Raw genomic sequence first — 18,755 nt, forward strand, 5'->3', positions numbered from 1 at the left:
TTGTGGCCGATGATAAACAAACAACCGATCTCGCGTTGAGCAATAGTGGTGGTGAGCATGCTTTAATGGCGGGCTCTGACATTGACCACGATACGCAGAATCCGGACATCAACGAAAAAAGTAGCAAAATGGACTTTACCGTTGGTGATCTCGATTTATTGCGCCAAGTGGTACTGGTACTGTCTATTTCAATCTGCGTTGCCCTTATCGTCATGCTGTTCTTCTGGGTGCGTGAGCCGGATATGCGTCCGCTGGGTGCTTACGAAACCGAAGAACTGATCCCCGTGTTGGATTACCTCGATCAACAGAAACAGCAATACAAACTTGATGGCAATACCATTTTGGTGCCCGTCAGTGATTACAACAGCCTCAAACTCTCCATGGTACGCGCTGGATTAAATCAAGAGCGTCAGGCCGGCGATGAAATTTTGATGCAGGATATGGGCTTTGGTGTATCACAGCGTCTAGAACAAGAACGCCTCAAATTGAGCCGTGAACGTCAACTCGCGAAAGCGATTGAAGAGATGCGCCAAGTCAACAAAGCTCGCGTACTGCTTGCATTGCCAAAGCAAAGTGTATTTGTTCGCCATAACCAAGAAGCGTCAGCGTCCGTGTTTTTGACTTTACGCACGGGAGCCAACCTTAAACAAGAAGAGATTGATGCCGTGGTCGATATGGTGGCCAGTGCGGTACCGGGAATGAAACCGAGCCGTATTACCGTCACCGATCAGCATGGTCGTTTGCTCAGCTCAGGTTCACAAGATCCCGTTTCTGCGGCTCGCCGTAAAGAGCAGGAACTGGAGAAACAACAAGAAGAAGCGCTGCGTGGAAAAATTGACTCGGTATTGATCCCGATCCTTGGTTTGGGCAATTACACTGCGCAGGTGGATATTGAACTCGATTTCAGTGCGGTGGAGCAGACACGCAAAGTGTTTGACCCCAATACGCCAGCCACACGCAGTGAATACACGCTGGAAGATTACAACAACGGTAATGTCGTCGCTGGTGTACCAGGCGCTCTCAGTAACCAACCTCCCGCTGATGCTTCTATTCCACAAGATGTGGCGCAGATGAAAGATGGCTCAGTGTTGGGGCAAGGGTCGGTGCATAAAGAAGCGACACGTAACTATGAACTCGACACCACTATCAGCCACGAGCGTAAACAGTCTGGCGTGGTGAATCGCCAAACGGTGGCGGTCGCGGTAAAAAGCCGTTCAAATGTCAATCCTGACACCGGCGAAATCACATACACGCCACTCAGTGAAGCAGATCTCAATTCGATTCGTCAGGTCCTTATTGGCACCGTAGGCTATAGTGAGAATCGTGGAGATTTGCTGAATGTCCTCAGCATGCCGTTTGCTGAGCCTGAAGTGGAACAGATGGTGGATACCCCAATTTGGGAACATCCAAACTTCAACGATTGGGTTCGTTGGTTCGCCAGCGCATTGGTCATCATCATCGTTATCTTGGTTCTGGTACGCCCAGCGATGAAGAAACTTATCAACCCTGCGGCAGATTCGGATGATCAAATGTACGGCCCGGATGGTATGCCGATTGGCGCTGACGGTGAGACTAGCCTCATCGGTAGCGATATTGAAAGCGGCGAATTGTTCGAATTTGGTTCAGGCATTGATCTGCCTAATCTTCACAAGGATGAGGACGTACTGAAAGCAGTACGTGCTTTGGTGGCAAACGAGCCAGAACTTGCGGCTCAAGTGGTGAAGAACTGGATGCAAAATGGCTAAAGATAATAAAGATGGTGGAGAAGTGGTCGAATCAACCATTGATATCAGTGAAATTCCCGGTGATGAAAAAGCAGCCATCCTGCTGCTCAGTTTGAATGAAGAAGATGCCGCAGGCATCATTCGCCACCTCGAGCCTAAGCAGGTACAACGGGTGGGTAGCGCCATGGCACGCGCCAAAGATTTAAGCCAAACTAAAGTGTCTGCGGTACACCGCGCCTTTTTGGAAGATATTCAGAAATACACCAACATTGGCATGGGTAGTGAAGACTTCCTGCGTAATGCCTTGGTGGCGGCACTGGGTGCCGATAAAGCCAACAACTTGGTGGATCAAATTCTGCTTGGTACCGGATCGAAAGGTCTGGATTCTCTGAAATGGATGGATCCGCGCCAAGTGGCGAGCATTATTGTCAACGAACATCCACAGATCCAAACCATTGTTTTGTCTTACCTCGAACCGGATCAATCGGCAGAAATTTTGGCGCAGTTTGCTGAGCGTGATCGCCTTGATCTGTTGATGCGTATCGCCAACTTGGAAGAGGTACAACCTTCTGCACTGGCCGAGTTGAACGAAATCATGGAGAAACAGTTCGCGGGTCAAGCCGGTGCGCAAGCGGCCAAAATTGGTGGCCTAAAAGCTGCGGCGGACATCATGAACTATCTGGACAACAACATCGAAAGCGTGTTGATGGAACAGATGCGCGAACAAGACGAAGATTTGGCAACTCAGATCCAAGATCTGATGTTTGTGTTTGAGAATTTGGTCGAAGTCGACGACCAAGGCATTCAAAAATTGCTGCGTGATGTTCCACAAGATGTGCTGCAGAAAGCTCTCAAAGGGGCAGACGATGGGCTGCGTGAGAAGATCTTCAAAAACATGTCAAAACGTGCCGCTGAGATGATGAAAGACGATTTGGAGGCGATGCCACCGATCAAAGTATCGGATGTGGAAACCGCACAGAAAGAGATCTTGGCGATTGCCCGTCGCATGGCCGACAACGGCGAGATCATGCTGGGTGGCGGTGCCGACGAATTCTTATAATCAAGCAGGATCGGTGTAAGCCGATCCTGTTTCCTTCGACGAAGGTTACTTTGAACAAGGTTAACTGAACTTGCTGCATGATTGAGGATCACAATGTCTGGTGAAAGAAAGCGTGGTTTTATTCGTCCGGGTACAGATGATGCGACAGTCACACCTCAACGTTGGGGGCTGCCGGATTACGGTGCGGAGAGTAACAAAGCGGCCAAACAGACCGCCTTTAATTACGATCCGGGCTGGGTCCCTAGCTTTGACGAGCCTGAACAGGAAGTCGAACACGAATTCAGTGAAGAAGAAATCGCGCTGATCCGCTCCGCTGCTCAACAAGAGGGTTTTGAGCAAGGTCAAACGGAAGGCTATCAGCAAGGCTTTGAGCAAGGCAAAACCGAAGGTTTTCAAGCGGGCCATCAAGAAGGGCAGACGCAAGGCTACCAAGACGGTGTTGCTGAAGGGCAAGCCTTAATTCAAGAACAAGTCAAAGTCTTTATGGCGCTGGCGAACCAGTTTGCTCAGCCCCTTGATCTGCTCAATGCTCAGGTCGAAAAGCAACTGGTGGACATGGTACTCGCGTTGACCAAAGAAGTGGTGCACGTTGAAGTGCAAACCAATCCACAAGTGATCCTCGATACCGTCAAAGCCTCAGTCGAAGCGCTGCCGATTGCAGGGCATGCAATTACTCTCAAACTCAATCCAGAAGATGTAGAGATCATCCGCCAAGCGTATGGTGAGCAAGAAATACAAACCCGCAACTGGACTTTGCTCAGCGAACCGGCGTTAAGCCGTGGTGATGTACAGATTGAAGCGGGCGAGTCAAGCGTCAGCTATCGAATGGAAGATAGGATTCGTAGCGTGCTGAAAAGCTTCTGCGGTATCAACCGTCACCATCCGGGAGAGTAGCCGATGTTAGCGTTAGCGGATCGCCTTGCCCAATACAAAGTCGAAGGACACACCACCAGACCCATGGCTTCGGGCAAGTTAGTGCGTGTTGTGGGTTTGACGCTGGAAGCCACAGGTTGCAAAGCGCCCGTCGGAAGTCTGTGTAAAGTCGAAACCATGAACGGCGAGATGGAAGCAGAAGTGGTGGGGTTTTCTGGCGATAACCTTTTTTTGATGCCTAGCGAGCAGATCATCGGTGTCATCCCCGGAGCTAAAGTCACCCCAATTACCACTGAATCTGGTTTGCCTGTAGGCATGGAACTGCTAGGGCGCGTGATTGATGGTGTGGGTAATCCTCTCGATGGTTTAGGCCCGATTTATACCGATCAACGCGCTTCACTCAATGCCATACCGATTAACCCACTGGCACGTAAACCGATCAACGAACCTTTGGATGTGGGCATCAAGGCGATTAACGGTTTACTGACGGTGGGTAAAGGACAACGGATTGGCTTGTTTGCGGGGTCCGGTGTCGGTAAATCGGTCACCCTCGGCATGATGACCCGAGGCACCACAGCGCAAGTTGTAGTGGTGGGGTTGATTGGTGAGCGGGGACGCGAAGTAAAAGAATTTATCGAAGAGATCCTCGGGGTGGATGGTCGCCAGCGTTCCGTAGTGGTCGCCGCTCCTGCTGACTCCTCGCCGCTGATGCGTTTAAAAGGGTGTCAAACGGCCCTGACTATCGCCGAGTATTTTCGCGATCAAGGTTTGGATGTGCTGTTGTTGATGGATTCACTTACACGTTTTGCTCAAGCGCAGCGTGAGATTGCTCTGTCCGTCGGAGAGCCCCCCGCGACCAAAGGTTATCCACCATCGGTGTTTGCCAAACTGCCGGCGCTGGTTGAGCGCGCTGGCAATGGCGGTCCGCACCAAGGTTCGATCACCGCATTTTTCACCGTATTGACCGAAGGGGATGACTTACAAGACCCGATTGCTGACGCCTCGCGCGCGATTTTGGATGGTCATATCGTGTTATCGCGGGAAATGGCCGATGCGGGACACTATCCGGCGATTGATGTCGAAAAATCGGTGAGCCGAGTGATGCCACAAATCACCACGGATGAACATTTGCTGATGTCGAAAGCGGTTCGGCAAATCCTTTCTGTGTGCCGTAAGAATCAAGACTTAGTCTCGATTGGCGCATACAAACCAGGTACCGATAAAGCGATTGATGCGGCTTTCACCCTCAAACCGAAATTGGATCAGTACTTGCAGCAAGCGATGAAAGAAACCGTGCCTTATGACATGTGCGTCAACATGCTGCGCCATGTACTCAGCTCGTAACTTGGAGTATTGAAATGGATAACGCGTTAGATTTCTTGCTCGAACAAGCTCAGGAAGGGGAAGACAAAGCCGTGTTGGCGCTCAGCAAAGCACGTAGCGAGCTGGATAGTTACTATCATCAACTGCGTCAAATTGAACAGTACCGCTTAGAGTATTGTCAGCAGTTGGTGGAGCGCGGCAAATCTGGGTTAACTGCTAGCCAATATGGCCACCTTAACCGATTTCTTACTCAGCTTGATGAAACCTTAGCCAAGCAAAAAAGCGCTGAGCAGCATTTTCGTCTGCAAGTCGAAAACTGCGAGCAGCACTGGATGAACATGCGGCAAAAACGTAAATCCTATCAATGGCTGATGGAGAAAAAACAAACCGAACGTCAGTTATTACAAGAAAAACGCGAGCAGAAGCAGATGGATGAATTTTCGACCCTGATGTTCAATCGCCGTCGTATCTCCTCATAAGGTCTAGTTTAAACCTCATGTCGCGGCGCTACCTTCTCCTTCTTTGTCGCAATAAAACTTTCACTTGGCTTGCTTCTTGCTAGATTTTCGCAAATAGGCGTTAACCCAAACCTGTTACTGATGAGTTGATCTGCGCGGGTCATGCTCAGATTTCAATTCCACTGTGCGAGTAGCGAATATGAATGTGAATCTCACCCCTCCGGTTGAACCGAGTAAAATAGCCTCGACGGCAAAGAGTAGCGCAGTCAGTACGGAAGCGGCAGAAGCTGAAGCCTCCGGCGGCTTTTTTGCGCAGTTACATGCTCTTATTTTCGGTAGCAAAACGTCATCGGATAAACTTGGAACTGATGTAAACGCGATTCAAGCTGAAGGCGAAGCAGAAGTGAGTACTGATGTTGCTTTGGATGCTGACAGTGAGGCTGCCTTAACGGCAGAGATGGATGAGGCTTTGTTTAGCGCCACCGATCCTGAGGCCGCCAGTGACGAAAGTTTACAGGTCGACGCAGTAAAACTTGATCAGAAAGTGCCATCATTAGAAAAAGGTGAAGCGGTTTCCACTAAAGTTGCGCCAGTCAAGCAAGAGGAACAAGGCACCAATGCACCCATACCGGCTTCGCTTGCCAAATGGGTTAAAAAATCAGATGCGATCGAGGGTGAGCCAATCAGTGATGAGCTACAACGCAAAACCGCGCAGGCGATGAGCGAGGGCGATAAATTGCTTGGGCGGTTACACGAGTCCAATCAAGCGCTTTCAAAATCAAACGGCAAAACTTTGCCTACGCAACATGGCCAAGCATTGGATCCGCAACATCCGGAAATGTTGGCGAAAGCGCCGTTACCTGAAGATGCCTTACCGCTTGAATCACAATCTTCAATACCAAATTCTGTGATGGCTAAGCCAACTAATGAGAAATTAGAGCAAGTCAACACTTCGTCAACGCAAGCTAAAGATGAGACCTCGGAAGATGATTTGATGGCGAGCGCGCTGATAGGCAGCGCATTAGCTGGGGGATTAACAGGCGCTTCATTGGCGGCGGCAACCACAGTGCAAGCTGAACCAGTTGAGGGTGCAATGCCAGAGGGTATGCCGGTGGTACCAACACTTGCTCAAACTGCGACTTTGGCAAGCCCAAGTACCGAGGTGAGTGAGGCACTTGTGGCTCAAAGTAAAGCGGTGAAAGCGACGCCATTGACTCAAGCTACGCTCAATCCTGCGTCAATCATGGCCGATGAGGGGCTTGCTCCTCAAACAGTGGCGGCAGAAAGTAGCAAAGTGGCGATTCCTTGGGGGACCCCAATCCCGACTGACAATGAGTTGGCTACGCTCAACCCTGAGCTCAAAACTATGCTTGAAGAAGGGGGCAAAGCGAAAGCGCCTGTTCCAAATATGTTGGCTCAGTCGGTCTCACAAGGGGTAACGCCTGCCCATTTAGTGGCACAACAAACGGCCACAACCGCGATGCCGATGAACCCTACTGCGGCTAATCCTATCGATATGGCCGCTTTAGCACCTCAAGCGGCAGCAGCGAATCCGATGTTAAACCCTACCACGACGGTAAATCCTGAACTTGCCGCCAGTTCGGCCATGCTTGCTGCATTAGGTGGTAGAGCTTTAGCGGGCAGTGATGAACGCCGTGCTGTGGGGGAATCTGGACAAGAGGGTTTAGCTCAGCAAATCGCGGCGGCGGCAGGGCAAGGAACGGCACAAAACCAAGCGTTAAACCGCGCTGAGTCGCAAATGGTGCAAACCAGTGCCGCAGCAGTGCCACTCAACAAAGAGATGGCGGCCGATCAACTGGCTGAACGTGTGCAGATGATGATGTCGAAAAACCTGAAAAACATCGATATTCGTCTCGATCCGCCGGAAATGGGACGGATGCACATTCGCATGAACATGCAAGGTGATGGCGCAACTGTACATTTCACTGTAGCGAACCAACACGCTCGAGAAGCATTAGAGCAAACCATGCCAAGGTTACGTGAAATGTTGGCGCAGCAAGGCGTCCAGTTGGGCGATACTTCGGTTCAGCAGCAAAGTGCGGGACAACAGCAGCGTTATACAGGACAAGAGCAGTCTGGTTTTGGTCAAAGCGCACGCAACGAAATGCTCAATAGCGAAGAAAACCTTGATACTGACATCAAACTTGATTTGAATGTGGCAACAAAGCGTGATGGAATCAGTTATTACGCTTAAACTTATACAAAATTAACCACATACAGAGGCAATTATGGCCGAAGAAGATCTAGGAACTGAAGCCCCCAAAGGGAAAAAGAAACTGTTGATCATTATTATCGCTGCCGTGGTATTACTGGCAGGCGGTGGTGGTGCTGCATTTTTCATGATGGGCTCAGGTGGCGACGAAGCTGCTGCAAACGCGGAGCAGAAAGCCGAACAGGTCGCCGCTCCCACCGATCCGGTTTCTTACGTCAATATTGCTCAGCCGTTTGTGTTTAATGTAACGGGTGATTCGAAAGACCGCATGGTACAAATAAAAGTGCAATTGATGGTGCGTGGCAGCGAAAACGAGAACCTGGCACGTTACCACTCACCTTTAGTGGAAAGCTCGCTGCTGGCGACCTTTGCCTCAGCGACGGTAGAGCAGCTACGCACACCCAATGGCCGCATTGAACTGCGTGATAAAGCCACCGAAGACATCAAAGCCGCACTCAACCAAGCGGTGGGCAAAACCGTTATTGAAAAAGTGCTGTTTACCGACTTTGTAATGCAATAGGTGAAATGTGACTGATTTATTAAGCCAAGACGAAATTGATGCGCTGCTTCATGGCGTTGATAGTGTCGATGAGGAAGAAGAGGACTTACCCAAGTCGGCTCCCGGCGCGGTAAACTTCGATTTTTCTTCCCAAGATCGTATCGTCCGGGGTCGAATGCCGACTCTGGAGCTTATCAATGAACGTTTTGCTCGTCACCTGCGCATCAGTCTGTTCAACATGCTGCGTAAAACCGCTGAAGTCTCGATCAACGGCGTGCAGATGATGAAATTTGGTGAATACCAAAATACCTTATATGTCCCGACCAGTTTGAACATGGTGCGTTTTCGTCCACTCAAAGGTACTGCCTTGGTGACCATGGAAGCGCGTTTGGTGTTCATTCTGGTAGAAAACTTCTTCGGCGGTGATGGTCGCTATCATGCGCGAATTGAAGGGCGTGAATTTACCCCAACCGAACGGCGGGTTATTCAACTGTTGCTCAAAATCGTGTTTGCCGACTACAAAGAAGCATGGTCGCCAGTCATGGGAGTGGAGTTTGAATACCTCGATTCCGAAGTGAACCCGAGCATGGCGAACATCGTCAGCCCAACCGAAGTGATTGTCGTCAGTTCCTTCCACGTTGAAGTGGATGGCGGCGGCGGTGATTTTCACATGGTGATGCCATATTCGATGATGGAACCGATTCGCGAACTGCTGGATGCGGGTGTCCAGTCGGACAAAATGGAAACCGACGTGCGCTGGAGTACGGCTCTGCGGGAAGAGATCATGGATGTGCCGGTCAATTTCCGAGTGAACTTACTGGAAATGGATATTGCGCTGCGTGATTTGATGGAGTTACAGGTTGGGGATGTTATCCCGATCAAAATGCCAGAACACGCGGTGATGTTTATTGAAGAGCTGCCAACTTACCGTGTGAAAATGGGGCGCTCGGGTGAAAAACTCGCAGTACAAGTTTCTGAGAAAATCAAACGCCCAGATGTGGTGAAAACGGATCTCGCGTTCCTTGGCAAAGACATTATTGCTGAGTTTGAAAACGCAGAAGAAGATGAAATCGAGTAATCCGTTCTACGACGTCGGGATGAACGCTCGACAGCAGCGGATAATGAAAAGAACCAATAGGTAGTTGAAGATGGCAAAAAGCGAAGATGAAAGATTGGCCGAAGAATGGGCAGCCGCACTGGGTGAAGACCCTAATGCGCCTGATATTGATGTGGATGAAATCTTAGCTGCCCCACTTGAAGAGCTGAAAAACACGGCGCCCCCAATTACGGATGACGAGCGCCGTAAGCTCGATACCATTATGGATATTCCGGTGACCATCTCGATGGAAGTCGGACGCTCTAAAATCAGCATTCGTAACCTGCTGCAACTGAACCAAGGTTCGGTGGTGGAGTTGGATCGGATTGCCGGTGAGTCACTCGATGTGATGGTTAACGGCACACTGATTGCGCATGGCGAAGTAGTGGTGGTGAACGATAAGTTTGGTATCCGCCTCACCGACGTGATAAGTCAAACCGAACGTATCAAGAAATTGAGATAGCCAATGCGAAAATTGGTGGCTCTGTTTCTCATCCCTGTCCCCGGGTTGGCTGCCACCAGCAGCCAACTGGATTTAGCGACCACCTTGGGGTCGCTTTTGTTCGTTATCGCTCTGATACTGCTACTGGCTTGGTTACTCAAACGCATGCGTGTGCCTGCTTTCGGTCAGCAAAAAGGGCTGAGTATCATCAAACAGTTACCCGTTGGCACCCGAGAGCGGGTGATGATCATCCAAGTGGGCGAAGAGCAGTATTTGATTGGGGTGACTACTCAGTCAATTCAACTGCTGGCCAAACTCGATAATCCACTCATACAGGAGGAGCTGCCGGCAACCGCCTTTTCTAACCAGTTGATGCAGCTACTGAAAAAACATGAAACGGACTCAAAGACTTAATTTAACCTCTTGGTTGACGACAGGATTACTCACTTGGCTGCTTTCGGGGTTGCTTGGTTTTACCTCGCTCGCTTTTGCCGAAGAGCCACTGAATACCGCAATTCCATCAACCGCTGCCGGAGCTTCCTCTGTCACGGTGACGGCGCTAGAAAAAGAGCAGGGGAATGCCAAAACTATCGCGTTAGGCAGTAGCAGTGGTGGCGGTGGAATTCCAGCATTTACCATGACCACCAATTCCGATGGCAGCGAAGATTACTCGATAAACCTGCAAATTCTGGCACTGATGACCATGCTCGGCTTCTTGCCTGCCATGGTGATTTTAATGACGTCCTTTACCCGCATCGTGGTGGTGATGTCTATTCTGCGTCAAGCGATGGGTTTGCAACAAACGCCGTCTAACCAAGTGATTATCGGTATTGCGTTGTTTCTGACCTTTTTCATTATGGCGCCAGTATTTAACCAGATTAATGAACAAGCGGTGCAGCCTTATCTCAATGAGCAGATCACTGCACGCCAAGCGTTTGATTTAGCGCAAGAGCCACTCAAAGCCTTTATGCTCAAGCAGACCCGAGTCAACGATCTGGAAACCTTTGTGGAAATGTCTGGGGCACAAGTGACCGCGCCTGAGCAAGTCTCGATGGCGGTGCTGATCCCCGCTTTTATCACCTCTGAGTTGAAAACGGCCTTCCAAATCGGCTTTATGCTGTTTTTGCCTTTTTTGATCATCGACTTAGTCGTGGCCTCGGTACTCATGGCCATGGGTATGATGATGCTTTCGCCCATGATTGTCTCCTTACCGTTTAAATTGATGTTGTTCGTGTTGGTGGATGGTTGGAATCTGATCCTGTCGACCTTGGCAGGCAGTTTTGCCTTGTAGCGGAGAGGCCACATGACACCAGAGATATTTGTCGAACTGTTTCAAGAGTCACTCTGGCTGGTACTGATCATGGTGTGTGCCATCATCATTCCTAGCTTGTTGATTGGTCTCGTGGTCGCCATTTTTCAGGCGGCCACCTCGATTAACGAACAGACGCTGAGCTTCTTGCCGCGTCTCATCATTACCTTATTAGCGCTGATGTTTTTTGGGCACTGGATGACGCAAATGCTGATGGATTTTTTCTACAGCATGATTGAGCGTTTGCCGCAGGTTCTGTACTAGGAGCCCTTATGGAATATCCCGCCAGTGCCGTGCTTGATTTCATTGCCAACTACTTCTGGCCGTACACCCGCATTGCTGCCATGCTGATGGTGATGACGGTGACTGGCGCGCGCTTTGTACCTGCTCGGGTACGTCTTTATTTGGGGTTAGCCCTAACTTTTGCGGTGATGCCCGCGATTCCAGCAGTACCTTCTGATATTGCCTTACTCTCGTTGCAGGGTTTTATGATAACCTTTGAACAGATTGTGATTGGTGTGGCGATGGGCATGGTCACTCAGTTTTTGGTGCAGATCTTTGTCATGCTTGGTCAAATACTCGGTATGCAATCGAGCTTAGGTTTTGCCTCCATGGTTGACCCTGCCAACGGACAAAATACCCCGCTACTCGGTCAGATGTTTATGCTGTTGGCCACGCTGTTTTTCCTCGTGAGCGATGGTCACTTGAAAATGATCCAACTGGTTGTCTTTAGTTTTAAAAGTTTACCGATCGGTAGCGGCTCGCTGACGACGGTGGATTTTCGTGAGTTAGCATTGTGGCTCGGCATTATGTTTAAAGCATCATTGGCCGTCTCACTGTCAGGCATTATTGCGTTATTAACCGTGAACCTCTCCTTTGGGGTGATGACTCGTGCTGCGCCGCAGCTCAACATTTTTTCGCTCGGTTTTTCCTTTGCGCTCTTGGTGGGTTTATTGCTCTGTTGGTACATAGTTCACGGCTTGTACACCCATTACGACATTTATTGGCAAGAGGCGGAAGAGCAGATCTGCCGTCTCATTCGCTTAAACTGTTAGGAGGCTGATTTGGCAGAATCCGACGGACAAGAAAGGACTGAAGAAGCCACGCCCCGAAGGTTGCAGCAGGCCAAGGAAAAAGGTCAAGTTGCGCGTTCTAAAGAGCTGGCTTCTGTCTCGGTATTGGTGGTAGGTGCAGTCTCCTTAATGTGGTTTGGCGAAGCCCTAGCCCAAGGCCTGTTCACCGCCATGCAGCGACTCTTTTCACTCAGTCGTGAAGAGATCTTCGATGTTGGAAGACTGTTCGACATTATCGGTGGAGCGCTGGTTAACTTGCTGCTACCACTGCTGATGATTTTGATTACCTTATTTGTTGCAGCCTTAATTGGTGCGGCTGGCATCGGGGGAATTAACTTTTCCGCAGAAGCGGCGATGCCTAAACTTTCCAAAATGAATCCACTGAGTGGGTTTAAGCGAATGTTTGGTATGCAAAGCTGGGTCGAGCTGCTCAAATCTATCTTGAAAGTGTTGCTGGTGTCTGGCGTCGCCTTTTATCTGATTGAAGCTTCGCAAAAGGATCTGTTCCAACTCAGTCTCGATGTGTATCCGCAAAACATCTTTCATGCTCTGGATATTCTGCTCAACTTTGTGTTGCTGATCAGTTGTTCGTTACTGGTGGTGGTGGCGATTGATATCCCATTTCAGATTTGGCAGCACGCCAACCAACTGAAAATGACCAAACAGGAAGTCAAAGACGAATACAAAGACACCGAAGGTAAACCAGAGGTGAAAGGGCGTATTCGTATGTTGCAACGTGAAGCAGCGCAGCGACGTATGATGGCTGCACTGCCACAGGCCGATGTGATCATCACTAACCCTGAGCACTTTTCGGTAGCACTGCGTTATAAGCAGAACACCGATAAAGCGCCGGTGGTGATAGCCAAAGGCGTCGATCATATGGCACTCAAGATCCGTGAAATCGCGCGGGAATATGACATTGCGATTGTTCCTGCACCGCCCTTAGCACGAGCCTTGTACCACACTACCGAGCTGGAGCAGCAAATTCCGGATGGTTTGTTCGTAGCGGTCGCGCAAGTGCTGGCGTTCGTCTTCCAGCTTAAACAGTATCGTCGCAAAGGTGGTCAGCGGCCGAAACTCAATGAGGAGAGTATGCCGATCCCTCCGGATATGCGTTATTAAAGATTCGCTATTTTTCAGGAATCGACAGCAGCACCAACAGTGCGCCATCACCACCAAACTCCAGTGGTGCTTGGTGGAAGGCCAGCACATCGGGGTGCTGCGCCAACCAGAGTGGGACGTTCTGTTTCAAAATGTGCTTGCCAATGCCGTGCTGCACACAAGCACAGTGCACATTCTCCTTTAGGCAGTAGGCGATCATCGCGCCTAACTCGCGTTTCGCTTCTTGCTGAGTCATACCGTGCATATCCAAAAACACATCCGGCACATACACACCGCGGCGGAGCCTTTTCACTTCGTACTTGGAGACATCACTGCGCGCATAACGGGTCGGCCCTTCATCCGTCAGATGAGGCATAAACTCGTCAGAAAAATAGAAATCATTGTCGGAGGCTTCACGCTCGGTACGGCGGATTTCTTTTTGCTTGGGATTTCTGTTTGGTGCGTGGAGTATGGTATCCTGACGCAACTTTTTTACGCCCTTTACTTCGTCACGAAACAGTGAGAAATCGTCGTTAAGATTATCTTTATCGCTCTTATTATGGGTATTTCGGTGATCGTTTTTGCTCATTAGGGTGACGTATTTTTGTTACTGTAAATGGATGACGCAGCATTGTAGCGCTTTTTGGAGGCAATTTTGGATAAGATTTTCGTTGAGGAAGCGGTTTCTGAACTGCATACCTTGCAAGACATGATTCGTTGGACTGTGAGTCGATTTAACGCTGCGAACCTGTTTTATGGTCAAGGCACGGACAACGCTTGGGATGAAGCGGTACAACTCATTCTGCCAACGCTCTATCTGCCGATTGATGTGCCTCCGCATGTGCTGAGTTCGCGCTTAACCAGCAGCGAGCGTTTGCGTGTGGTAGAACGCGTGATCAAACGTATTAACGATCGTACCCCCGTGGCGTATCTGACCAACAAAGCGTGGTTTTGTGGCCTTGAGTTTTTCGTTGACTCGCGAGTACTGGTTCCGCGTTCGCCGATCGGTGAGCTGATCCAAAACCGCTTTGAACCTTGGTTGACAGAAGAGCCAACCCGCATCATGGATCTGTGTACCGGCAGTGGTTGTATCGCGATTGCTTGTGCCAATGCTTTCCCAGAAGCTGAAGTTGATGCGATTGATATTTCAGTCGATGCGCTGAACGTCGCCGAGCAAAACATTCAAGATCACGGTCTAGAACAGCAAGTTTTCCCTATCCGTTCCGATCTGTTCCGTGATTTGCCACAAGAGCAGTATGACCTGATTGTGACCAATCCACCTTATGTGGATCAAGAAGACATGGATAGCCTGCCAAGTGAGTTTCGTCATGAGCCTGAACTTGGCCTTGCTGCCGGTAGCGATGGTTTGAAACTGGCACGCCGTATTCTGGCCAATGCGCCACTTTACCTGAAAGAGAACGGGATTCTGGTGTGTGAAGTGGGCAACTCGATGGTGCACATGATGGAACAGTACCCGCACATTCCATTTACTTGGTTAGAGTTTGAAAATGGCGGCCATGGCGTATTTTTGCTGGCTCGTGAGCAGCTTATCGACTGTGCGGCGGATTTTGCTCTATACAAAGACTAATCATGACACGCTGAATCGATTCCAACGCCGACCTTTGAGTCGGCGTTTTTCATGGTGCAGCTTCCACCGAAAACTTGCTTAAGGTGGTGAATAACACCATTAGCCGGTGAAAACGGTCGAATCTGGTCATTTTTAGGACTTTACATCACAAAGTATTAACGCCACTATGAAGCCACGAAGAACAGTTAATCGGTGAAACTTACGTTTCACTGTGTATTGAGGAAGTCATGGCAGGAAACAGTATCGGACAACATTTTCGAGTGACCACATTCGGAGAAAGTCACGGTATCGCACTGGGATGTATTGTGGATGGCTGCCCACCGGGGCTGGCTATTTGCGAAGCGGATTTACAAGTGGATCTCGACCGTCGTCGTCCTGGCACATCACGCTATACCACTCAGCGTCGTGAGCCGGACGAAGTCAAAATTCTCGCAGGTGTGTTTGAGGGAAAAACCACAGGCACATCGATTGGGCTATTGATCGAAAACACTGACCAACGCTCTAAAGATTATTCGGATATTAAAGACAAGTTCCGTCCCGGACATGCGGACTACACCTATCACCAAAAATACGGTGTGCGAGATTATCGTGGCGGTGGTCGTTCATCGGCGCGTGAAACCGCCATGCGTGTCGCGGCGGGAGCGATTGCCAAAAAATACCTACAGCAAGAGTTTGGTATTGAAGTGCGAGCTTACTTGTCGCAAATGGGGGATGTCGCGATTGATAAAGTGGATTGGAATGAGATTGAAAACAACGATTTCTTCTGCCCTGATGTCGATAAAGTGGCTGCGTTTGACGAGCTGATCCGTGAGCTGAAAAAAGAAGGCGATTCGATTGGCGCCAAAATCCAAGTGGTTGCTACTGGCGTTCCTGTTGGCTTGGGTGAGCCTGTGTTTGATCGCTTGGATGCGGATATTGCCCATGCCTTGATGAGCATCAACGCCGTGAAAGGAGTCGAGATTGGTGATGGCTTTGATGTGGTGCGCCAAAAAGGCAGCCAACATCGTGATCCGCTCACTCCGCAAGGTTTCCGCTCTAACCATTCCGGTGGCATTTTAGGTGGCATCTCTAGCGGGCAAGATATTGTCGCTAATATTGCTTTGAAGCCAACGTCCAGCATTACCGTGCCGGGTGAAACAATTGATGTTAACGGTGAGCCAACGGAGCTTATCACCAAAGGTCGTCATGACCCTTGTGTGGGGATTCGCGCCGTACCGATTGCAGAAGCCATGTTGGCGATTGTGCTGATGGATCATCTGCTGCGTCATCGTGGTCAGAACCAAGGTGTCGTAACGACAACACCGAAAATTTAGTGATGCGCTAAATCCTGTAAATAGCCCAACGCCCTCGATTGAGGGCGTTGTCATATCCGCTTAATCTACTGCCGGGGCAGGCTAGTGAATGGAGTTCTCGGTTTCTAAATGGAAAGAGGGCAGACGCCATTTAAAACGCACCGCAGCCATCCGCAGAGTGTAACCGACCACCAGAGTCACCACTGTGCTCACCACATCACTGACACCAAACTCAAGCAAGACGAGATACAGTCCCGATGCTAACAGAGCAATCGAGGCGTACAACTCTTCATGCAATACCAAAGGTGGTTGACGGCAGATTAAATCGCGCAGCAAACCACCAAACACGCCAGTGACTACCGCAGAAACTAAACAGATGCCGGGGTGCAATCCCATGCGCATCGCCACTTGCGTACCGATGATCGAAAACACAATCAGGCCCAGCGCATCAAGACGAATAAACAGGCCTTTGAGCTTAATGACCCACTTATAGACCCAAGTGGTCAGCACGCCCGCCACACAAGTAATCGCCAGATATTCAGGATTTTTTACCCAGCCGAGTGGGTAGTGGCCCAGCAAAATATCACGCACTGTGCCACCGCCAATCGCAGTAGCGCTGGCAACCAGCATGACGCCAAACCAGTCCATTTTGCGACGGCCGGCACTCAAAGCTCCGGTCATGGCTTCCGCCGTAATCCCAATGATATACAAAACACTCAGCAGCATGCATCACCTCATTCAACAGCAGAGGATATATACCCTTCCTACTTGAAGCTGCAGCGGTGTTGGCTACGCGCGTTCGCCCCAATCACATAGTTTACCTATGCTTCTAGGGATGAACTTATGGGCCGTCTACCTACAACACCAAGTAGTTTGGTATAGAAAAATTAAGGCGAAATTCTAGGTTTTATCTGAGGGAATAAACAATGATTTTTTTATAAGGTGAAGGTGGCTTTAATTAGTAAAACTAATGTCTTGCCGATTGTTCTCATTCCAATTGATTCCTAATAGAAGCCGATGGTTTTAGGTTTAGCACTTTACCCGATGAGAAAAAATCTCCAGAATGCACGCCGTCACCCATATTGACTATGCACTATGAACCATCAATACCAAGACCTCATTGATATTTTCAATCAGACGTTTTACGCCGATTACAACACCAAGCTGGAGTTGGGCGGCGATGAGCCCATTTATTTACCGGCGGATGAACGAGTCAGTTACCACCGGATTATTTTTGCTCGTGGCTTTTATGCTTCCGCTTTGCATGAAATCGCTCACTGGTGTGTGGCTGGGCCGCAACGGCGTCTGCTTGAAGATTTTGGTTACTGGTATGAACCGGATGGTCGTACCGCACAAGTGCAGGCGGAATTTGAAAAAGTGGAAATTCGTCCGCAAGCTTATGAGTGGATTTTAGCCATAAGCGCAGGCTTTCCCTTTACCGTAAGTTGTGACAACCTCAACGGTGATTTTGAGCCAGACCGTTTGGCTTTTATGAGCAAGGTACACAGTGAAGTGCTCAAGATTCTTGAACAAGGTTTACCGCAGCGAGTGAAGATGTTGTCGGAGGCGTTACGCGCTTTTTACCAAACGCCCGCCTTGCAGCCTGAACACTTTGCGGTTAAATAACCCTAGGTGAAAACCATTTATCCATTAACGAGAAGCTGATGATTATTGAATTTGAAGAGAAACTGCTGGATCTGATTGATGCACAAGTCGTTAACGCGTCCAGTGATGAGCTGTTTGCGGGTGGCTATTTGCGTGGTCACATTTCACTTTCTGCGGCACAGTGTGAGGAAGAGGGCGTTACCGATCTCACGATTTTCAAGCAGCGTATTGAACAAAGTTTGGATGCGGCCCGCTCAGAGTTAAGCCCTGCCGACCGCGCGATTGTGGCTGAGCTTTGGCAACAGCTGGCCGCGCAAGCGTAACCAAACCCTCCGGTTTGATCGCGAAAGCCACTATCCAGTAGGGCAAGGCTTTCGCGGTTTCCCCACGTTTTCGCCTCAATTCTCCCGTGTTAAAAGTTGTTCAAACTTTCTGAACAACTAAGTGAAAAAATCAGGATTGTTGCACATCCATTTCCCGACTAATCTTGCTTTAACATTAGTCAGGGGAAACCACCATGAAAATTATTGCCTTCGGTGCCAGCACCAGTTCAACTTCGATCAACCAAGCGCTTGCCACTTTTACTGCCAATCTTGTCGATGGCGCACAGGTACAAGTACTGAATATCAATGATTACTCTGTGCCTATGTTCAGCGAAGATCTGGAAAAAGAGATCGGTCAAGCGGAAGGAGCCCAAGCCTTTTTACGCGATCTTGCACAAGCAGATGCTTTCGTGATTTCGTTTGCTGAGCACAATGGTCACTACCCTGCGGCGTACAAAAATCTGTTCGATTGGGCAACTCGTATCAATCGTGCTCTGTTTGGTGATAAGCCAGCGGTGTACCTGTCTACTTCTCCAGGCCCAGGTGGTGCACAGTCAGTGCTTGCCGCGGCAACTGCTTCAGCGCCTTTCTTTGGTGGAAATGTGAAAGCTTCCGTTTCGGTGCCTAGCTTCTACGATAACTTCGATCTCGAGCAAGGGGTTGTGACCAAGCCTGAGATTGTTGCTGAGCTGAAAGCGGCGGTGGCTAAGCTCTCTGCCTAAGAAAAAATTGTCCATTAAGTCCTAAATGTCTAAA

At 49.6% G+C, this 18,755-nt stretch carries 21 protein-coding genes and 2 pseudogenes; 20 read left to right on the forward strand and 3 right to left on the reverse strand.

Annotated elements, in window-relative coordinates; all coding sequences use genetic code 11:
• Positions 1 to 2: 2 nt before the first annotated feature.
• From fliF to fliJ, 5 genes are all read left to right on the forward strand, one after another.
• Entirely contained in the window at positions 3 to 1,745 is a 1,743-nt protein-coding gene (gene fliF / locus CEQ48_RS08315) for a flagellar basal-body MS-ring/collar protein FliF (protein ID WP_089070909.1), read from the forward strand.
• Entirely contained in the window at positions 1,738 to 2,784 is a 1,047-nt protein-coding gene (gene fliG / locus CEQ48_RS08320) for a flagellar motor switch protein FliG (RefSeq protein WP_089070910.1), read from the forward strand. Before fliF ends, fliG begins: the two co-directional genes overlap by 8 nt.
• 93 nt (positions 2,785 to 2,877) lie before the next feature.
• The gene (gene fliH / locus CEQ48_RS08325; RefSeq protein ID WP_181715156.1) at positions 2,878 to 3,678 is read left to right on the forward strand and encodes a flagellar assembly protein FliH; all 801 of its coding nucleotides are present in this window, start codon (positions 2,878 to 2,880) and stop codon (positions 3,676 to 3,678) included.
• Between the two features lie 3 nt (positions 3,679 to 3,681).
• Positions 3,682 to 5,001 (forward strand): flagellar protein export ATPase FliI, encoded by a 1,320-nt coding sequence (gene fliI, locus CEQ48_RS08330; protein ID WP_089070912.1) that lies wholly within the window; start codon positions 3,682 to 3,684, stop codon positions 4,999 to 5,001.
• 14 nt (positions 5,002 to 5,015) lie between these two features.
• Positions 5,016 to 5,459: a flagellar export protein FliJ gene (gene fliJ, locus CEQ48_RS08335; RefSeq protein WP_181717666.1), complete on the forward strand. Its 444-nt coding sequence runs from the start codon at positions 5,016 to 5,018 to the stop codon at positions 5,457 to 5,459.
• An 8-nt stretch (positions 5,460 to 5,467) separates the two neighbouring features.
• Here the strand turns inward: fliJ and CEQ48_RS20075 are convergent, their stop codons facing one another.
• Complete coding sequence (locus tag CEQ48_RS20075) at positions 5,468 to 5,602, reverse strand: PTS glucose transporter subunit IIABC (RefSeq protein ID WP_089070914.1); 135 nt, start codon at positions 5,600 to 5,602, stop codon at positions 5,468 to 5,470.
• Between the two features lie 35 nt (positions 5,603 to 5,637).
• On the opposite strand from CEQ48_RS20075, the pseudogene CEQ48_RS20600 reads away from it, so the two are divergent.
• From CEQ48_RS20600 to flhB, 10 genes and pseudogenes are all read left to right on the forward strand, one after another.
• Positions 5,638 to 6,337, forward strand: a pseudogene (locus CEQ48_RS20600) (flagellar hook-length control protein FliK); the annotation flags it as partial.
• 86 nt (positions 6,338 to 6,423) lie between these two features.
• Positions 6,424 to 7,653 (forward strand): annotated as a pseudogene (locus CEQ48_RS20605) (flagellar hook-length control protein FliK); the annotation flags it as partial.
• Positions 7,654 to 7,687: 34 nt separating this feature from the next.
• Entirely contained in the window at positions 7,688 to 8,191 is a 504-nt protein-coding gene (gene fliL, locus CEQ48_RS08350; protein ID WP_089070916.1) for a flagellar basal body-associated protein FliL, read from the forward strand.
• Positions 8,192 to 8,198: 7 nt separating this feature from the next.
• Positions 8,199 to 9,248, forward strand: a complete 1,050-nt coding sequence (gene fliM / locus CEQ48_RS08355) for a flagellar motor switch protein FliM (protein WP_089070917.1) — start codon at positions 8,199 to 8,201, stop codon at positions 9,246 to 9,248.
• A gap of 70 nt (positions 9,249 to 9,318) precedes the next feature.
• Complete coding sequence (gene fliN / locus CEQ48_RS08360) at positions 9,319 to 9,729, forward strand: flagellar motor switch protein FliN (RefSeq protein ID WP_001129786.1); 411 nt, start codon at positions 9,319 to 9,321, stop codon at positions 9,727 to 9,729.
• Between the two features lie 3 nt (positions 9,730 to 9,732).
• Positions 9,733 to 10,122, forward strand: a complete 390-nt coding sequence (gene fliO, locus CEQ48_RS08365; protein WP_089070918.1) for a flagellar biosynthetic protein FliO — start codon at positions 9,733 to 9,735, stop codon at positions 10,120 to 10,122.
• Complete coding sequence (gene fliP / locus CEQ48_RS08370; protein ID WP_000831828.1) at positions 10,100 to 10,999, forward strand: flagellar type III secretion system pore protein FliP; 900 nt, start codon at positions 10,100 to 10,102, stop codon at positions 10,997 to 10,999. Before fliO ends, fliP begins: the two co-directional genes overlap by 23 nt.
• Positions 11,000 to 11,011: 12 nt before the next feature.
• Positions 11,012 to 11,281 (forward strand): flagellar biosynthesis protein FliQ, encoded by a 270-nt coding sequence (gene fliQ / locus CEQ48_RS08375; protein ID WP_089070919.1) that lies wholly within the window; start codon positions 11,012 to 11,014, stop codon positions 11,279 to 11,281.
• Between the two features lie 8 nt (positions 11,282 to 11,289).
• The gene (gene fliR / locus CEQ48_RS08380) at positions 11,290 to 12,072 is read left to right on the forward strand and encodes a flagellar biosynthetic protein FliR (protein ID WP_089070920.1); all 783 of its coding nucleotides are present in this window, start codon (positions 11,290 to 11,292) and stop codon (positions 12,070 to 12,072) included.
• A 9-nt stretch (positions 12,073 to 12,081) separates the two neighbouring features.
• Positions 12,082 to 13,212: a flagellar biosynthesis protein FlhB gene (gene flhB / locus CEQ48_RS08385; RefSeq protein ID WP_089070921.1), complete on the forward strand. Its 1,131-nt coding sequence runs from the start codon at positions 12,082 to 12,084 to the stop codon at positions 13,210 to 13,212.
• Positions 13,213 to 13,219: 7 nt separating this feature from the next.
• Here flhB and smrB read toward each other — a convergent pair whose 3' ends face one another.
• Positions 13,220 to 13,780: an endonuclease SmrB gene (gene smrB / locus CEQ48_RS08390; protein ID WP_089070922.1), complete on the reverse strand. Its 561-nt coding sequence runs from the start codon at positions 13,778 to 13,780 to the stop codon at positions 13,220 to 13,222.
• Positions 13,781 to 13,846: 66 nt separating this feature from the next.
• Between smrB and prmB the strand changes: the two genes are divergently transcribed.
• Positions 13,847 to 14,779: a 50S ribosomal protein L3 N(5)-glutamine methyltransferase gene (gene prmB / locus CEQ48_RS08395; protein WP_089070923.1), complete on the forward strand. Its 933-nt coding sequence runs from the start codon at positions 13,847 to 13,849 to the stop codon at positions 14,777 to 14,779.
• 227 nt (positions 14,780 to 15,006) lie between these two features.
• Positions 15,007 to 16,092: a chorismate synthase gene (gene aroC, locus CEQ48_RS08400; RefSeq protein WP_089070924.1), complete on the forward strand. Its 1,086-nt coding sequence runs from the start codon at positions 15,007 to 15,009 to the stop codon at positions 16,090 to 16,092.
• Positions 16,093 to 16,173: 81 nt separating this feature from the next.
• Here the strand turns inward: aroC and CEQ48_RS08405 are convergent, their stop codons facing one another.
• Positions 16,174 to 16,797 carry a trimeric intracellular cation channel family protein gene (locus CEQ48_RS08405; RefSeq protein WP_000927466.1) on the reverse strand — a complete coding sequence of 208 codons (624 nt, stop codon included), beginning with the start codon at positions 16,795 to 16,797 and terminating at the stop codon, positions 16,174 to 16,176.
• 369 nt (positions 16,798 to 17,166) lie between these two features.
• Between CEQ48_RS08405 and CEQ48_RS08410 the strand changes: the two genes are divergently transcribed.
• The 3 genes from CEQ48_RS08410 to CEQ48_RS08420 all read left to right on the forward strand — a co-directional run bounded on the left by CEQ48_RS08410 (position 17,167) and on the right by CEQ48_RS08420 (position 18,721).
• A complete protein-coding gene (locus CEQ48_RS08410; RefSeq protein ID WP_089070925.1) occupies positions 17,167 to 17,697 on the forward strand; it encodes an elongation factor P hydroxylase in 531 nt (176 codons plus the stop codon).
• A gap of 38 nt (positions 17,698 to 17,735) precedes the next feature.
• Positions 17,736 to 17,999 (forward strand): YfcL family protein, encoded by a 264-nt coding sequence (locus tag CEQ48_RS08415; RefSeq protein ID WP_071177869.1) that lies wholly within the window; start codon positions 17,736 to 17,738, stop codon positions 17,997 to 17,999.
• 194 nt (positions 18,000 to 18,193) lie between these two features.
• Positions 18,194 to 18,721: an NADPH-dependent FMN reductase gene (locus CEQ48_RS08420; protein ID WP_089070926.1), complete on the forward strand. Its 528-nt coding sequence runs from the start codon at positions 18,194 to 18,196 to the stop codon at positions 18,719 to 18,721.
• The last annotated feature ends 34 nt before the right edge of the window (positions 18,722 to 18,755 follow it).

Source organism: Vibrio tarriae (assembly GCF_002216685.1).
Classification (GTDB): Bacteria; Pseudomonadota; Gammaproteobacteria; order Enterobacterales; family Vibrionaceae; genus Vibrio; species Vibrio tarriae.

What these genes read in the sequence shown, in the direction of transcription:
- fliG (WP_089070910.1), top strand. Translation starts at nt 1,738, where the DNA reads ATGGCTAAAGATAATAAAGATGGTGGAGAAGTGGTCGAATCAACCATT.
- fliH (WP_181715156.1), top strand. Translation starts at nt 2,878, where the DNA reads ATGTCTGGTGAAAGAAAGCGTGGTTTTATTCGTCCGGGTACAGATGAT.
- fliI (WP_089070912.1), top strand. Translation starts at nt 3,682, where the DNA reads ATGTTAGCGTTAGCGGATCGCCTTGCCCAATACAAAGTCGAAGGACAC.
- fliJ (WP_181717666.1), top strand. Translation starts at nt 5,016, where the DNA reads ATGGATAACGCGTTAGATTTCTTGCTCGAACAAGCTCAGGAAGGGGAA.
- CEQ48_RS20075 (WP_089070914.1), bottom strand. Translation starts at nt 5,602, where the DNA reads ATGACCCGCGCAGATCAACTCATCAGTAACAGGTTTGGGTTAACGCCT.
- fliL (WP_089070916.1), top strand. Translation starts at nt 7,688, where the DNA reads ATGGCCGAAGAAGATCTAGGAACTGAAGCCCCCAAAGGGAAAAAGAAA.
- fliN (WP_001129786.1), top strand. Translation starts at nt 9,319, where the DNA reads ATGGCAAAAAGCGAAGATGAAAGATTGGCCGAAGAATGGGCAGCCGCA.
- fliO (WP_089070918.1), top strand. Translation starts at nt 9,733, where the DNA reads ATGCGAAAATTGGTGGCTCTGTTTCTCATCCCTGTCCCCGGGTTGGCT.
- fliP (WP_000831828.1), top strand. Translation starts at nt 10,100, where the DNA reads ATGAAACGGACTCAAAGACTTAATTTAACCTCTTGGTTGACGACAGGA.
- fliQ (WP_089070919.1), top strand. Translation starts at nt 11,012, where the DNA reads ATGACACCAGAGATATTTGTCGAACTGTTTCAAGAGTCACTCTGGCTG.
- fliR (WP_089070920.1), top strand. Translation starts at nt 11,290, where the DNA reads ATGGAATATCCCGCCAGTGCCGTGCTTGATTTCATTGCCAACTACTTC.
- smrB (WP_089070922.1), bottom strand. Translation starts at nt 13,780, where the DNA reads ATGAGCAAAAACGATCACCGAAATACCCATAATAAGAGCGATAAAGAT.
- aroC (WP_089070924.1), top strand. Translation starts at nt 15,007, where the DNA reads ATGGCAGGAAACAGTATCGGACAACATTTTCGAGTGACCACATTCGGA.
- CEQ48_RS08405 (WP_000927466.1), bottom strand. Translation starts at nt 16,797, where the DNA reads ATGCTGCTGAGTGTTTTGTATATCATTGGGATTACGGCGGAAGCCATG.
- CEQ48_RS08410 (WP_089070925.1), top strand. Translation starts at nt 17,167, where the DNA reads ATGAACCATCAATACCAAGACCTCATTGATATTTTCAATCAGACGTTT.
- CEQ48_RS08415 (WP_071177869.1), top strand. Translation starts at nt 17,736, where the DNA reads ATGATTATTGAATTTGAAGAGAAACTGCTGGATCTGATTGATGCACAA.
- CEQ48_RS08420 (WP_089070926.1), top strand. Translation starts at nt 18,194, where the DNA reads ATGAAAATTATTGCCTTCGGTGCCAGCACCAGTTCAACTTCGATCAAC.